The sequence below is a fragment of the Paenibacillus sp. GCM10023252 genome, from assembly GCF_042653305.1.
GTDB lineage: Bacteria > Bacillota > Bacilli > Paenibacillales > Paenibacillaceae > Pristimantibacillus.
The window spans coordinates 307,047-321,427 of sequence record NZ_JBHSHW010000021.1; the positions used below are offsets into that span (position 1 = coordinate 307,047).

A 14,381-nucleotide genomic window follows, 5' to 3' on the forward strand; every position below is an offset into this window, starting at 1 on the left:
AGAAGGCATAGATAGATTAGAGAGAATGGTTCTCATTCACGCATCGATGACGATGCAGTTGGAAGCAGGCACCTAGGAGGAAACTGAAGTGACAGTAAGGAATGTAGGAGTTATCGGAGTTGGCACGATGGGACAAGGGATAGCTGAGATGCTGGCATCCAAGGGTCTCGACGTATACTTAATTGAGCTCTCAACCGAGAAGCTGAGTTCAGGCAAGCAGATGATTGAACAGAGCCTCGACAAGCAGATTGAGAAGTGGGCACTAACCGGAGCGGAGAAGAAGCTCATTCTGAGCCGTATTCATATGACGGAGGATTATGCGGATCTTGCGCGCTGTGAGATGGTGATTGAGACCATCACGGAGGATTTAGAAAGCAAAAAAATGGTTTTCCGTAAAATGGACGAAATCTGCTCACCGCATGCGATTCTAGTCTCCAATACATCGACTTTAAGCTTAACTGAGCTGGCATCGGTAACGATGCTGCCTGAGAGGGTGATTGGTGCCCATTTCATATATCCCGTATCCAAGATTGACCTGGTTGAGATCGTTCGCGGTCTTAAAACGTCGGAGGATACATTCAACCGGACGAAGCACTTCGTTGAAGAGGTGATTCAGAAGAAGGGAGTCATGGTGTTCGAGTCACCTGGCTTCGTAACAACACGGCTCATCTGCTTGTTCATTAATGAGGCTCTTCATGTCCTAGAAGAAGGGGTCGCCTCCGCGGAAGATATCGACAGCGCGATGAGAATCGGCTATTCCTTCCAGCATGGTCCATTCGAGATGGCGGACCGCTTCGGGCTTGATTCGGTGCTTGCTGCGCTGGACCGGATGTTCCGTGAGTATGGCGAGCTGAAGTATCGGCCATCCATTGTTCTGAAGAAGATGGTGCGGGCTGGACATCTCGGCGTGAAGTCGGGCATCGGATTTTTCAAATATGACAAGGATGGAGACCGGGTGTAATGAAAGTACTAGTCATGAATGCTGGCAGCTCTTCGCTGAAGTACCAGCTCTACGATATGAAGGACGAGTCGGTGCTCGCAAGCGGGCGCGTGGAGCGTATCGGGATGGACTCATCCATCGTCACGCATGAACCGGCTGATAAGGCTGAGGTTCGCGATGTGAGCGAGATACTGGATCATGTAACGGCTGTTAAGCGCGTCATTGACATGCTGCTTCATCCGGAACACGGCATTCTCAGCGACATCTCCCAGATCGAGGCGGTCGGTCACCGAGTGGTGCACGGAGGCGAAGTGTTCAAGTCGTCGGTGCTCGTCACAACGGAGGTGAAGCAGGAGATTAAGCGCTTGTTCGATCTTGCGCCGCTCCACAATCCTGCACATATGATGGGAATCTCTGCAGTCGAGGCGAATATGCCCAATGTTCCGCAGGCAGTCGTCTTCGATACAGCCTTCCACCAGACGATGCCGGAAGCTTCGTACTTGTATCCAATTCCTAAGGTGCTCTACAGGCGTCACAAGATTCGCCGCTATGGCTTCCATGGCACTTCCCATTCCTATGTGAGTGCGCAGGCTGCAGCGCTGCTGGAACAGCCTCTAGCCTCTCTGAAGATGATCACTGCGCATATCGGCAATGGCGCTAGCTGCACGGCTATCTTGGATGGCAAGTCCTTCGATACGAGTATGGGAATGACTCCTCTGGAAGGTCTAATGATGGGTACTCGAAGCGGGGATCTCGATCCTGCGATCGTTCCATTCGTCATGAACAAGGAGGACTTGACGCTGAATGAAGTGAACTCCATGCTGAACAAGCATAGCGGGATGCTCGCGGTATCCGGCCTTAGCAGTGATATGCGGGAGATTACCGAAGCGATGGCGGAGGGGGATAAGAACGCTCGGCTTGCCTTCGATATGTACACGTACCGACTTCGCAAGTACATTGGCGCCTATGCTGCGGGGATGAATGGTGTGGACGTGCTCGTCTTCACCGCCGGCGTCGGCGAGAATTCCGTCGTGCTGCGTCAAGCGGTGTGTGAAGGGCTAACCTTCCTCGGCATTGAGCTGGATGCCGCCAAGAATGCGGAGAGAAGCAAGGAAGCCCGATATATCTCTACCGAGGCGTCGCGTGTGAAGGTACTGGTTGTGCCGACGAATGAAGAGCTGCTGATCGCTCGGGATACGTATGAGCTGGCCATGGCTGCAGGGACAGAGCAACACTCATAACCATAGCATGCAGCATTCGCGTATATAGGAACAATTAAGCACATAGGCATACAGGCGATATAGGGCAGGGGGAACCATACCGTTGAAGAATGATATGTGGAAGGCGTACGCCAGAGGCATGGCGTCCGTTATGAACGATGGCGGTGTCTACGTTCCAGCACTTCTGCTGCGCTCCTATCGACAGTTAGGAATGTCAGATTCTGAAGCGATGCTGCTGCTGCAGCTGATGGAATTCCGCGATGCGGGCGGGCAAGAATTCCCGACCCCAGATGAACTCGCAGAGCGCCTCGGCACGACAACCAGAGCCGTGGAAGGGATGCTCAGCCGTCTGATGAAGGATCAGCTGCTGACGATTGACGAACAGTTGGACCCGCGGACGGGCATCCAATCCGAACGGTACAACTGGAGCGGCTGGCTGCTGCAAGCATCGGAATGGAATGCAGGACAGATTAAGGAGACGGCCAGCAAGGCCGAGAAGACTACACCCATTAAGCGTTCATCGGCAGCGGAGTCGGCGAATCTGTTCTCTGTCTTCGAGCAGGAATTCGGTCGTCTGCTGTCCCCGATGGAATGTGAGACGATTAGCGGGTGGATCGACCAAGATCGCTATGCGGAGGAGATTATTCGGTTCGCCTTGAAGGAAGCGGTATTCGCAGGCAAGCTGAGCTTCCGCTATATTGACCGCATATTGATCGAGTGGAGTCGCAATCGAGTGACGAACGAAGACGAAGCACGTGCTCATTCGCACAAGTTTCGTGGAGGAGGAAGAAGCTAAGCCGCAGCGGCTTAGCTTCTTTTTTTTATATCAGCACATACAGGCTTCTAATCCTTATACCTTCCCTTGCTTCAGCAGCTCCAAGCGGTACACGTATTCGAAGATGAATTCGAACGCCTCCACATGACGCTTCGCCTCGAAGGCATTCGCCCCCCAGGCATAGATGCCGTGCTTGCGAAGCAGGATGCCAGGGATGCGCTGATCCGCCAGGAGCCGTTCGGTCACCTCAGGCACGATGCGAGGGATATCGGCGAAGTTGGATACAATCGGGATATCGATCTGAGCTTCTTCATCCCAGATGTTGAATCCCTTGATCAGCTCAACACCGTCTACAGGCACTGCGCGGCGGTCCCAATAGTACTCGGAGATGACATTGTTGAAGATCGTATGCACGTGGAAAATAGCGCCAGCCCCGGTCTGCCGGTATATCTCGCAATGAATAAGCGTCTCGGCCGATGGCCTGAGCTTCGTCGCCTCACAAGGCACCCCGTCTTGATCAACGAATAGATAATCTTCAGGGGTATGGACGGTCTTATCCTTGCCGCTGGCTGTAATCGCGAATTGGAACTGATCTGGGCTGAACTCTCCTGTGCGAACGGACAGGTTGCCGCTCGTGCCAGGGAACCACCCCCGACTTGCGAACAGCTCCTTCACCTCACGCAGCTCGGCTAACGCACGCTGCTTCTCTTCAAGCGGGATGCTGCTATAAGTCATTATGCCCACGACTCCTCTCTCTTCAGCTTGCGCAGATGATGAATCACATCATGGAAGGTGTCGAATGCCGTATGAGCGAGGCCGAGCTCATCGCACTTCACCGATAGATGGGAGCGGGAGAAGACGAGATCTGCAATCTTCGCCCCTTCGAAGTCGGTCACGCTGTCACCGATAATCATGCGCTCATATTGCTCGGGATTGAATCTCCTCATAATCGTAGGCTTGCACATGCCGCAATGGTTGGTGCAATGCTCATCGCAAGGATTAGGCCATTCGATCGTGATCCGCTCCCCTTCGAAGCTGCTCCCATTGCAGAATATATGATCGGCTGCAATGCCGAAGGGCTCCAGGACGGGATAGACGAAGAAGTCGATGCCGCCGCTCGTGACGTAGAAGTCAATGTCTTGCTGCTTGCAATATTCCAGCAGCTCAGCGAATCCGTCTCGCAGCTGAACTTGATTCAGCGCATAGGAGATGACTTCATCCTTCATGGAAGACGGAAGGAGGCGGAACAGCTGTCCGACACCATCTTGAATCGACATGGTCTGATTAATGATAGCCTCAACAATAGGTTCCCAGCCATCAGGATTGAAGTGCTTGATAATGGCGATAATGTTGTCATTCACTGTAATCGTACCGTCGAAGTCGCAGAAGATGACCCCTCGCTTGCTCGGCTGCAGCGGGCTCTGATGCTGATTGTCTAGCTGTAATGTCATTCTCTGATCCCCCAAGCTTGTATAGCCGCTCGAAGCGGTTCGTATCCTTGTTGCTCCGCTGCTTGCGCCAGCGGAATGCCTTGCATGGTTGCCTCAATGGCTTGACGGAATGCTTGTCCGCCTGCTGCGGTCCCCATCGGATGACCATGGATGCCTCCACCAGCATTCACGACGACATCCGTTCCGAAGTCGCGCAGGATGAGCGGTACCAGACCGGGGTGAATGCCTGCGGACGGAACAGGGAAGGAGGTCTTAAGCTGGCCTGCCGGCTCGAGCAAGGCTTGGCGGACGGCCAGATTCTCTTCCTTCGGCATGACCACCGAGCCGTACGGTGACGGGAACAGAACGAGGTCCGCGCCAGCCAGCCGCATAAGCTTGCCCAGCAAGAGGGAAGCGCTCAGACCGTAATGAGGGGAAGGGTACATGCTTCCCGCCATAGCTGGATGAGCTGCAATGGGGATCGGAATCGACGGGTCCTTGCTTAGCTCATGAAGAACGTCATAACCGTAAGACAGCACGTTGAACAGCAGCGCGTTCGCTCCTGCCGCAACAGCCTTGCGGGCATTCACCGCGAGTTGAGAGGTTGGTCCCGTCAAGTTGACGGCGTACAGCAGCTTCTGTCCCGTCTCTACTTCGGCCTTCCGTGCCGCTTCCATGCACACTTCCACTCGGCGCTCTAACGGAGTCAACGGATTCTCGAACAGAATCTCGTCATCCTTGATGAGATCCACACCGCCGAGCGCTTGCTTGTAGAATTGATCCTGAAGTCCAGCTAGGTCATGTCCGATGACGGACTTGAAGATGCTCATGAGCAGCGGACGCTCCTCCACACCCAGCAGTCTGCGAACGCCGCTTAGACCGAACTTCGGTCCTGGGAAGGCTGACAGGAACTCCTCGGATACATCCAGATCAAGCAGCTTAATCCGGCCGTCCATCGACAGCTTGCCGAATACGGTCACTAATAGGGCCGGGATATCTCTAGAGAAGTTAATGTCGGGATAGGCAATTCGAATATCCGCATACCGCTGACCGAGTTCGCCGTCAGCAGGCTCATGGACCTGAACGGAGAGCACCTTGCCCAGATGCCTCTCCATCTCCGCCTTGCGGGCTTCGGGCAGCTCCGTCCAGCTTCCAACCGTTAGGCCAACGGCAATGGACTGCGCCTTCTTGTGGAAGTCTGCCTGATCATCGAACGCACGATACGTGGCTATGCATACTGAACTCATGACTTCAATGTACTCCTCTCAATCGAAGCTCCCATCTCAGCAGAACGCTCAGCGGATCGAATGGCAGCTTGCACGATAGCATCAGTGAATTGGTACCGATCCATCACCTCGATAGCTGCCTGTGTCGCACCTCCTGGGGAGGTTACCTTGCGGCGCAGCTCAGCAGGCTCTTCACCGGTCAAGCGGACCATCTCGGCCGCTCCAAGCACCGTCTGAACGATGAGCTGCTGTGCCGCTTCCGCCGGCATGCCCATCTGTACTGAGGCCTTCATCATCGCCTCCATGAAGTAGTACACATAGGCAGGACCGCTTCCAGATACACCGGTTACCGCTTCTTGCAAGTTCTCTTCAATCGTTGCAGTAATGCCCACGGACTGGAAGATGGCTTCAGCCAGTGCCCGCTGGTGATCGGTTACCGCACTCGAGTAGGAGATTCCCGTAGCTCCGAGTCCGATACTGCTGGACGTGTTAGGCATCGTACGGACGATGGAGACAGAGCTGCCCAGCATACGCTCAAGCGTTGAGATGGAGAGACCCGCGATGAGGGAGACAATCAGTTGCTTGTCTCGGATGAGACCGCGGATTGCATCGAGAGCAGCGTCCGCGTCCTTCGGCTTCATCGCAAGGAACAGAATATCCGACTCAGCGATCGCGCGATTCTTCTCCGCATCGACTAATGTCGTGTGAACGCCATAGCGAGTGCTAAGCTCCGTGAGACGTTCAGCATTCGATCGGTTCAGCATGGAGATGCGGTCCGGGCTTGTTATTCGCTGCTCAATTAGACCACTTACAAGAGCTTCGGCCATAGAGCCTGCGCCGTAGAAGCACAGCTTGCTGTCACCGAGGGTGGCTCCTGGTTCTATGCCATTTCTAATTATCATCTCGTTCAACCCTCCATACGCTTATCCGCGGACTTGACCGCTTCCGTATATTCGATATTTGGTAGAAGTGAGGGCAGGTAGACCCATCGGTCCCCGCGCATGCAGCTTCTGTGTGCTAATGCCAATCTCTGCGCCGAAGCCGAATTCGAATCCGTCTGTGAAGCGGGTAGAGGCATTATGGTAGACCGCGGCCGCATCCACTTCCTGAAGGAATCTGTGGGCATGGTCTTCGCTTGCTGTAACGATGCACTCTGAATGCTTCGTACCGTACTTGTCGATATGGGCGAGCGCTTCATCCAAGGAATAGACAACGCGGATATTCACAATATAATCATTGTATTCTGTGGCATAGTCTTCATCCGAGGCAGCATGTACTTGAGCCGTCCGTGCAGCTTCACTGCCACCGAGACTGAGCCGCTTCACCGTCTGCTCGCAGCCTCGTATCTCTACGCCTGCCTCCTGAAGCCGCTGAGCGACCTCTATAAGATGGCGATCTGCGAACGATTCATGGAGCAGCAGCGTCTCCATGGAATTGCAGACCGAAGGCCGCTGAACCTTAGCGTTGTAGGCGATGTCAGACAGCATGGTTGCATCAGCACTGGCGTCTGCATACGTGTGGCAGATTCCTGCTCCTGTCTCGATGACAGGTACGGTTGCATGCTCAACGACCGTGCGGATGAGAGAAGCGCCCCCTCGAGGAATGACGACATCGAGCAGCCCGTTAAGCTTCAGCATCTCATTCACAGAGGCACGGTCTCCGTCTTCAATCAGTTGAATCGCATCCGGGGGGACAGCTGTGCCGGCTAGGGCAGCTTGGAGTACGGCTATCAGCCTGCGGTTCGAATCAATCGCTGCCGATCCGCCGCGAAGGACGACCGTATTGCCCGTCTTCAGGCACAGTCCTGCCGCATCTACGGTAACATTAGGTCTAGCTTCATAGATCATGCCTACGACGCCAAGAGGCACGCGAACCTTCTGAACCCTTAGTCCGTTCGGGCGCTCGAATTCCTCCAGCAGATCGCCGACTGGATCTGGCAGCTCAGCAACTTGACGCAGTCCCTCGGCCATCCCTGCTAACCGTTCCTCCGTCAGCGCCAGACGGTCAAGCAGGGAAGGGGAGGTGCCGCCGTCCTTGCCTCTCTGCAGATCGAGCTTATTCGCTTCCAGGATAGAGGCTTGCTCGGTCATCAGCGCATCTGCCATCGTCCTCAGCGCAGCATTCTTCTGCTCCTTCGTCAAGCGGTTCATGACCACCGCGGCGCGCTTCGCAAGCGCCGCCTTCGTTCGTACTTCACTCATCAGCTCTCCATCTCCTCTCCCATGATTCCATCCTTCACGAATGGAGTGATATCCATTCATCTCGGTGAATAACTTCGATTCGGTTCACTTCAACTCTCCGACGTACTTCATCCGTACTCAGCCCAGCGACAGCCTGCACCTGCCACGCTTCATAATTGACTACTCCGCGGCCAAGCGTCTCACCTGCATCATTGACAACGACAACGACATCCCCTGGATGGAAGTCTCCCTCCGTCTGCCTGATGCCTGCCGGCAGCAGACTCTTGCCGCGAACGAGCAGGGCGTCCTGCGCTCCTTCGTCGATCGTAATCTTCCCCTGCGGCATAGAGTGGAAGCCAAGCCATTGCTTCTTCATCGGGAGAGAGTGGAGGTTCGTATCGAAGTAGGTTCCCTTGCCTTGGTTGCTTACAGCAAGCTGCAGATCGCCTGGCTCCTGCACGCGTCCGATGAACGTATGTACGCCGCCTCGCATGGCCATTCTCGCTGCTTCAATCTTCGAGCGCATGCCTCCCGTTCCGACGGATGAACCAGCACCGCCAGCAAGCTTCATGATGTTCTCCGAGATCTGATCTACGCGTTCGATTCGGACTGCATCAGGATTGTGCCTGGGGTCGCCGGTGTACAACCCGTCGATATCTGTAATAATAACTAGGCGATGAGCCTTCACCATATTCGCGACGAGTGCAGACAGATTATCATTGTCGCCGAACTTCAGCTCATCCGTCGCTACCGTGTCATTCTCATTAATGATGGGGATAGCTCGAAGTCTTAATAATTCCTCAATGGTCATGAGTGCATTCTGCATCCTTCTTCGATTCGAGAAGTCTGCTCTTGTCAGCAGAATCTGAGCCACACCTATTCCGTAGCTCGAGAAGGCCTCCTGATAGCATTGCATGAGCAGCGCTTGACCTACCGCCGCTGCCGCTTGCTTCTCATGCACGAGCTTAGGCCTAGTCGTGTATCCGATCTTCTTGAATCCGGCCGCGACCGCGCCTGAGGTGACAAGCAGCAGCGGGTGACCCGCCTTGTGCAGTGCGGCCAGCTCTCCTGCGAAGAAGGCTATACGCTCTCTCGTCAGTCCGCCTTCATCCGAAGTGAGTGAGGAGCTTCCTATCTTCACAACCATACATTCCGGCATGGGCATCACAACAACCCCTCTCGTATACAAATAGAAAAGACTCCCGTCCTATAGAAAAGGACGAAAGTCTGGGCTTCCGCGGTACCACCTTCGTTGACGACCCGTCTTAAGTGGGGTCATCCTGCTTAGGGCCTCATAACAGGAGGCGCTGTCCGGTTCATCACCGGCCGTTCGGGGGCTGGGTTCAGCAAGGGCTCAAGGTAAATTCTCACAGCCTCGGAATCTACTCTCTGGTCTTGAGCTTCACAGGCTTACTATTCCCGTCATCACGTTGTATGTTCAGTTCCACTTAGCATATCACGAACGAGAGGGGCTGTAAACAAACCAAGCTTGCCTATACGGCGAACCGCCTCTTGGAGTCTAGCCTCGCTCGTTAATAGTCCGAGCCTGACATAACCTTCTCCGTGGGTGCCGAAGCCAGCGCCAGGAGCAACGACAACGTCGGCTTCCGCAAGGACAAGATCAGCGAACTGCTCCGAGGTGTATCCTTCCGGTACAGGCAGCCAGCAGAAGAAGGAGCCGCCGGGCCTTGCCGCCTTCCATCCAATCTCATCAAGCGCTTGGAACAGAGCTTCGCGCCTGCGCTCGTATAGCTCATTCAGCTCTCTAACACAATCCTGAGGACCATTCAGCGCTTCTGCAGCCGCTTCCTGAATTCCACCGAACAGGCTGCAGTAATAATGGTCCTGAATCAGGTTAATCATCGCGATGATCTGGGGATTGCCGATCGCGAAGCCTACTCGCCACCCAGCCATATTATAGGACTTGGACAAGGTGTAGAATTCAAGACCGACTTCTTTCGCTCCAGGAGTCTGCAGGAAGCTCACCGGACGCTGCCCTCCATAGCCGATGCCGCCATAGGCGAAGTCACTCGCGACGACAATACCGTGCTCCTTGGCGAACTCAACTGTACGCTCATAGAACTCACTGCTTGCTACAGCGCCCGTCGGATTGTTCGGATAATTAATGAACATCAGCTTAGCCTGCTCCGCAATGGCGGGATCAATGGCCTTGTAATCAGGCAGGAAGCCATTGTGTCGGAGCAGCGGCATGAAGGACATGCGGCCGCCGGCCAGCGACACGCCGGACCAGTAGTCTGGATATCCCGGATCGGGAACTAAGCAATAGTCTCCCGGATTCAGCAGACATTGCGAGATCTCAATTAATCCAGTCTTGCCGCCGAATAGAATCGCCACCTCTGCAGCAGGATCCACGTCGACGCCATAGTCTTCCAGATATCGCTTAGCTACGGCTTCCTTAAGGAAGGGATAGCCGCTGAACGGCGGATACCTATGATAGAGCGGATTAGCCGCTGCTTCTTGAAGCTTCGCAACAATATGGGGAGGGGTCGGCTGATCCGGATTGCCTTGTCCCAGATTGATGACATCTCTGCCCTTGGCGGCTTGCGCATTCGCCTTCGCAACGAGCTTCGCGAAGAACTGGGCGGGCAAGCCCTGCATACGCTCTGCAGATTCAATAACCTTACTTCCAATCTGTGCTCTCATTCGTACTCACTCTCCACGGCTTATAGGGCATAACAAGCATAATAGGATTAATGTAGCATGTCCTCTATAAGCTGTCGAGTAGCCCCTGCTTAGGAAGCGGGAATTCCAACCTTCTTGAGGAAGGGGGCGATGTCTGCATTGAAGAGTAGCAGATTAGGACGGCGCTGCGCATCGAAGATGAGCAGCAGAGGCGGCTTGTCCTGGCAATAGAAGAGGAAGATCTCATCAGCAGTGAGAGCAGTCGCTTGAACGCTTAGGTTAACGGGCTGCTTGAGCGGTACTCGGTATACATAGGAACAGCTATCGTCGGTCTGCAGCTGAGGGGCTAATCCTGTTACAGATTCAAGCCAGCTCTGCGCCTGCGATTGGAACTCATCATCATTCGGAATCGTCTTAACGACTCTTCCGGCTGCGACATCGAACACTTGCACAGGCTTGTCAGGCTGCTCCGGAGCGGCAGCGGCAGAGGAATGTGGCTGCGTGAAGCCGATGCTTAAGCTAAGGCAGAGGAGCAGTGCAGCGCCGAACCTCATTAGAGTTGTCATCTTGGGTAATCTCCTTCATCATACGTAGTAGGAAGTTCTTCACTTATCGTTCCCATCTTGACATCGAACCATGAGGCGGTATCATTAGGGAAAAAAGTAAGCCTGAACGACCGATCGGCTAATAAAGGGAGGAATGAATATGAGTCAGAGGCTCAAGCTGGCCCTGTTGCAAATGAATATAGAGGCAGGCAGCCCCGACATCAACTATAACAAGCTGGATCGAATGCTGCATGAAGCAATGAACGTAGAAGGGAAGCCGGATGTACTGGTATTCCCTGAGATGTGGAATACAGGCTACGCGTTAGATGAGATTGAATGGCTGTCCGATGAGGAGGGTAAGCGGACCAAGGCCATGATTAGCAGCTTCGCCCGCCAGCACGGCGTCCATATTATTGCCGGATCTATTGCGGAGAAGAGAGAGGCCGGAGTATACAATACGATCTACAGCTTCAATCGGGCTGGAGAGCTCATCGATGATTATTCGAAGATTCATCTGTTCCGGCTGATGGAGGAGGAGAAGCATCTGCTGGCTGGAGACAAGCTGGGTCATACTACGATCGACTCTACCTCTGCTGGGATGATGATCTGCTATGACATCCGGTTCCCGGAGCTGTCACGCAAGATTGCGCTTGGCGGTGCCAAGCTGCTGTTCGTCCCTGCGGAATGGCCGAATCCGCGGCTTCATCATTGGAGAACGCTGCTAACGGCGCGTGCCATTGAGAACCAGATGTACGTGGTAGCCTGCAACCGGATGGGGATTAGTGGTACGACGAGCTTCTTCGGCCATTCGATGGTCATTGACCCTTGGGGCGAGGTCGTGGCAGAGGCAGGAGAGGAAGAGACCATTCTCTACGCCGAGATCGATCTGTCTGAGGTAGACGCCGTTCGCGCGAAGATTCCGGTGTTCGAGGACCGCAGACCTTCCCTCTATTAATCTAATCGTCCGCGATAATCGTTCACTGTCTGGTTCAGGGTTGTGATGAAAGCTTCCGCGGCCTTCGATAAATATCGGCCCTTGCGTGAGGCAATAATGAGCGTTCTTGTCGGCTTCGATGAGAGAGGAAGGTAGACCGGCGTAAATTCATTGCCCTTCATTCTAGTGAGCATCTGCGGAACAAGAGCAATTCCCATCCCCCCTGCAACCAGAGATTGCACCGTCTCAATATTGCTGCTCTCGAACACGATACGGGGAGTGAAGCCGGCTTTCTCACACAGGTCGACCGTAATCTGCCGGAAGCCTTGCCCTTTTTTCAATCCGATGAATGGTTCGCTCTGCAGCTCTTCAAGGGCTACCGCATCTTGGCGTGAGGCGAGCGGATGGCTCGGATGAACGGCTAAGCAGATCTCCTCTTCAAGGAGAGGGTTCCATGTCAAAGTGTCGTCCTCGAGCGGCAGGGTTAGCAGGCTTAGGTCGGTTCCGCCGCTGGCCGTTAGCTGCTCTAGTCGAGAAGAGGTGTCCTCCACTAGCACAATCTCAATCTGAGGGTATCGCTCACCGAACACAGGCAGCACAAGAGGAAGAATGTGAGAACCGGTAATAGGAAGCGTGCCGACGACGAGGCGCCCGCGGCGCATCTGGGCCATATCGTCCATCTCCTGCTTGAGCTGCTCGATCGTATCGAGGATCGTCTGAGCCTTGTCAACGAAGACGGTGCCGGCTTGCGTCAGTTCTACAGAGTTGGTTGTCCTCCTGAAGAGCAGGACACCAAGCTCTTGCTCCAGCTTGGACAGCTGCTGGCTTAAGGAAGGCTGGGCGATATGGAGCTTCTCCGCGGCACGTGAGAAGTTATGTTCCTTAGCAATCTGAATGACATAGAGGAGCTGTCTTAGTTCCATAATTAGCAACATCCTTATCTTATAGTTAGCACCTATAGCGGTTATAGATATTATATCTTGGATCAATGAAGAAAGAAATGCTAAGCTAGATTCATCAAATAACAAAGAGCGAGTTATTGAACTGATGGGGTGAATTCTAATGACAACCAAACAAACGATGTTCGAAAAGATCTGGAACAATCACGTCATTCATCAAGAAGAAGGCAAGCCAAGCATCATCTATATTGACCTTCAGCTGGTGCATGAAGTAACTTCTCCGCAAGCGTTCGAAGGGCTGCGTCTGTCAGGCCGCAAGGTGCGTCGTCCGGACCTTACGTTCGCAACGATGGATCACAACGTACCGACGAAGGACCGCTTCAACATTACGGATCCGATCTCGAAGCAGCAGATTGATACGCTGACGCAGAACTGCAAGGACTTCGGCGTTACCTTATTCGATCTAGATAGCATCGACCAAGGGGTCGTGCACGTCATGGGCCCTGAGCTAGGCCTAACGCATCCGGGCAAGACGATCGTATGCGGCGACAGCCACACATCTACGCATGGCGCATTCGGCGCACTCGCGTTCGGCATCGGAACAAGTGAAGTGGAGCATGTCATGGCTACTCAATGCTTGCAGCAGTCGAAGCCGAAGACGATGGAAGTTCGCTTCGTAGGCAAGCGCAAGCCAGGCGTAACTGCGAAGGACTTGATTCTAGGCGTTATCGCCAAGTACGGCACAGACTTCGCCACCGGCTATGTCATTGAGTATACAGGCGAAGCGATCTCATCCTTAACGATGGAAGAGCGGATGACCGTCTGCAACATGTCGATCGAAGGCGGCGCTCGCGCGGGCCTGATCGCTCCAGACGAGACGACCTTCCAATACTTGCAGGGCCGCCAGTACGCGCCAGACAACTATGCAGAAGCGGTAGAAGCCTGGAAGCAGCTGACGACTGATGAAGGTGCCGTCTACGACACCGTAGTTGACTTCGATGTAGATTCGCTGATTCCGCAAGTGACCTGGGGAACTTCGCCTGGGATGGGAACCGACATCACGTCCTCCGTTCCGAATCCACAGGATCTGCCGACTGAGAATGAACGCAAGGCTGCCGAGAAGGCACTTGAATATATGGATCTGAAGCCGGGTACTCCGATGAGCGAGATTCCGATTGATTATGTATTCATCGGCTCCTGTACGAATGGCCGGATTGAAGATCTTCGCGCTGCGGCTGAAGTAGCGAAGGGGCATAAGGTGAGCGATCGCGTGACCGCCATCGTCGTTCCAGGCTCAGGCCGCGTCAAGATTCAAGCTGAGCAAGAGGGTCTGGATAAGATCTTCACCGAAGCAGGCTTCGAATGGCGTGACGCTGGCTGCTCGATGTGTCTGGCGATGAATCCAGACGTGCTGAAGCCAGGCGAGCGCTGTGCTTCTACATCGAACCGGAACTTCGAGGGACGTCAAGGCCGCGGAGGACGTACACATCTGGTGTCTCCTGCCATGGCGGTTGCTGCAGCGGTTAAGGGACATTTCTACGATGTGCGCGACTGGGAATTCAAGACAGAAGTGCTCAACTAATTGAACG

14 protein-coding genes are annotated in these 14,381 nt (G+C 54.2%); 5 read left to right on the forward strand and 9 right to left on the reverse strand.

Annotated elements, in window-relative coordinates; translation table 11 throughout:
* The first annotated feature begins 88 nt into the window (after positions 1–88).
* From ACFO9Q_RS12485 to ACFO9Q_RS12495, 3 genes are all read left to right on the forward strand, one after another.
* Complete coding sequence (locus tag ACFO9Q_RS12485) at positions 89–961, forward strand: 3-hydroxyacyl-CoA dehydrogenase family protein (RefSeq protein WP_379182382.1); 873 nt, start codon at positions 89–91, stop codon at positions 959–961.
* The gene (locus ACFO9Q_RS12490) at positions 961–2,181 is read left to right on the forward strand and encodes an acetate/propionate family kinase (RefSeq protein ID WP_379182384.1); all 1,221 of its coding nucleotides are present in this window, start codon (positions 961–963) and stop codon (positions 2,179–2,181) included. The genes ACFO9Q_RS12485 and ACFO9Q_RS12490 overlap by 1 nt, the downstream gene beginning before the upstream one ends.
* Positions 2,182–2,263: 82 nt before the next feature.
* Entirely contained in the window at positions 2,264–2,956 is a 693-nt protein-coding gene (locus tag ACFO9Q_RS12495) for a DnaD domain protein (RefSeq protein WP_379182386.1), read from the forward strand.
* Between the two features lie 54 nt (positions 2,957–3,010).
* On the opposite strand, the gene mtnB is transcribed toward ACFO9Q_RS12495, so the two are convergent.
* The 8 genes from mtnB to ACFO9Q_RS12535 form a co-directional block, all read right to left on the reverse strand.
* Complete coding sequence (mtnB, locus tag ACFO9Q_RS12500; RefSeq protein WP_379182388.1) at positions 3,011–3,670, reverse strand: methylthioribulose 1-phosphate dehydratase; 660 nt, start codon at positions 3,668–3,670, stop codon at positions 3,011–3,013.
* On the reverse strand, positions 3,670–4,386 hold the full coding sequence (locus tag ACFO9Q_RS12505; RefSeq protein ID WP_379182390.1) for a 2-hydroxy-3-keto-5-methylthiopentenyl-1-phosphate phosphatase: 717 nt from the start codon (positions 4,384–4,386) through the stop codon (positions 3,670–3,672). The genes mtnB and ACFO9Q_RS12505 overlap by 1 nt, the downstream gene beginning before the upstream one ends.
* Positions 4,383–5,612, reverse strand: a complete 1,230-nt coding sequence (locus ACFO9Q_RS12510) for a 2,3-diketo-5-methylthiopentyl-1-phosphate enolase (RefSeq protein ID WP_379182392.1) — start codon at positions 5,610–5,612, stop codon at positions 4,383–4,385. The genes ACFO9Q_RS12505 and ACFO9Q_RS12510 overlap by 4 nt, the downstream gene beginning before the upstream one ends.
* A complete protein-coding gene (gene proC, locus ACFO9Q_RS12515) occupies positions 5,609–6,493 on the reverse strand; it encodes a pyrroline-5-carboxylate reductase (RefSeq protein ID WP_379182394.1) in 885 nt (294 codons plus the stop codon). Before proC ends, ACFO9Q_RS12510 begins: the two co-directional genes overlap by 4 nt.
* Positions 6,494–6,514: 21 nt before the next feature.
* Positions 6,515–7,792 carry a glutamate-5-semialdehyde dehydrogenase gene (locus ACFO9Q_RS12520; protein WP_379182396.1) on the reverse strand — a complete coding sequence of 426 codons (1,278 nt, stop codon included), beginning with the start codon at positions 7,790–7,792 and terminating at the stop codon, positions 6,515–6,517.
* Between the two features lie 34 nt (positions 7,793–7,826).
* Complete coding sequence (proB, locus tag ACFO9Q_RS12525) at positions 7,827–8,930, reverse strand: glutamate 5-kinase (RefSeq protein ID WP_379182757.1); 1,104 nt, start codon at positions 8,928–8,930, stop codon at positions 7,827–7,829.
* 266 nt (positions 8,931–9,196) lie between these two features.
* Positions 9,197–10,435 carry a pyridoxal phosphate-dependent aminotransferase gene (locus ACFO9Q_RS12530; RefSeq protein ID WP_379182398.1) on the reverse strand — a complete coding sequence of 413 codons (1,239 nt, stop codon included), beginning with the start codon at positions 10,433–10,435 and terminating at the stop codon, positions 9,197–9,199.
* Between the two features lie 89 nt (positions 10,436–10,524).
* The gene (locus ACFO9Q_RS12535) at positions 10,525–10,980 is read right to left on the reverse strand and encodes a hypothetical protein (protein WP_379182400.1); all 456 of its coding nucleotides are present in this window, start codon (positions 10,978–10,980) and stop codon (positions 10,525–10,527) included.
* 139 nt (positions 10,981–11,119) lie between these two features.
* Between ACFO9Q_RS12535 and ACFO9Q_RS12540 the strand changes: the two genes are divergently transcribed.
* Positions 11,120–11,914, forward strand: coding sequence for a carbon-nitrogen family hydrolase (locus ACFO9Q_RS12540; RefSeq protein WP_379182402.1), 795 nt, complete (start codon positions 11,120–11,122; stop codon positions 11,912–11,914).
* On the opposite strand, the gene ACFO9Q_RS12545 is transcribed toward ACFO9Q_RS12540, so the two are convergent.
* Positions 11,911–12,816, reverse strand: coding sequence for a LysR family transcriptional regulator (locus ACFO9Q_RS12545; protein ID WP_379182404.1), 906 nt, complete (start codon positions 12,814–12,816; stop codon positions 11,911–11,913). The two genes, ACFO9Q_RS12540 and ACFO9Q_RS12545, sit on opposite strands and share 4 nt — an antisense overlap.
* A 139-nt stretch (positions 12,817–12,955) precedes the next feature.
* Here ACFO9Q_RS12545 and leuC point away from each other — a divergent pair, with 139 nt between their 5' ends.
* Positions 12,956–14,374 (forward strand): 3-isopropylmalate dehydratase large subunit, encoded by a 1,419-nt coding sequence (leuC, locus tag ACFO9Q_RS12550; RefSeq protein ID WP_379182406.1) that lies wholly within the window; start codon positions 12,956–12,958, stop codon positions 14,372–14,374.
* Positions 14,375–14,381: the final 7 nt, after the last annotated feature.

Coding starts and splice junctions, on each gene's coding strand:
- ACFO9Q_RS12490 (WP_379182384.1), top strand. CDS start 961: ATGAAAGTACTAGTCATGAATGCTGGCAGCTCTTCGCTGAAGTACCAG.
- mtnB (WP_379182388.1), bottom strand. CDS start 3,670: ATGACTTATAGCAGCATCCCGCTTGAAGAGAAGCAGCGTGCGTTAGCC.
- ACFO9Q_RS12505 (WP_379182390.1), bottom strand. CDS start 4,386: ATGACATTACAGCTAGACAATCAGCATCAGAGCCCGCTGCAGCCGAGC.
- ACFO9Q_RS12510 (WP_379182392.1), bottom strand. CDS start 5,612: ATGAGTTCAGTATGCATAGCCACGTATCGTGCGTTCGATGATCAGGCA.
- proC (WP_379182394.1), bottom strand. CDS start 6,493: ATGATAATTAGAAATGGCATAGAACCAGGAGCCACCCTCGGTGACAGC.
- ACFO9Q_RS12520 (WP_379182396.1), bottom strand. CDS start 7,792: ATGAGTGAAGTACGAACGAAGGCGGCGCTTGCGAAGCGCGCCGCGGTG.
- proB (WP_379182757.1), bottom strand. CDS start 8,930: ATGCCGGAATGTATGGTTGTGAAGATAGGAAGCTCCTCACTCACTTCG.
- ACFO9Q_RS12530 (WP_379182398.1), bottom strand. CDS start 10,435: ATGAGAGCACAGATTGGAAGTAAGGTTATTGAATCTGCAGAGCGTATG.
- ACFO9Q_RS12535 (WP_379182400.1), bottom strand. CDS start 10,980: ATGACAACTCTAATGAGGTTCGGCGCTGCACTGCTCCTCTGCCTTAGC.
- ACFO9Q_RS12540 (WP_379182402.1), top strand. CDS start 11,120: ATGAGTCAGAGGCTCAAGCTGGCCCTGTTGCAAATGAATATAGAGGCA.
- ACFO9Q_RS12545 (WP_379182404.1), bottom strand. CDS start 12,816: ATGGAACTAAGACAGCTCCTCTATGTCATTCAGATTGCTAAGGAACAT.
- leuC (WP_379182406.1), top strand. CDS start 12,956: ATGACAACCAAACAAACGATGTTCGAAAAGATCTGGAACAATCACGTC.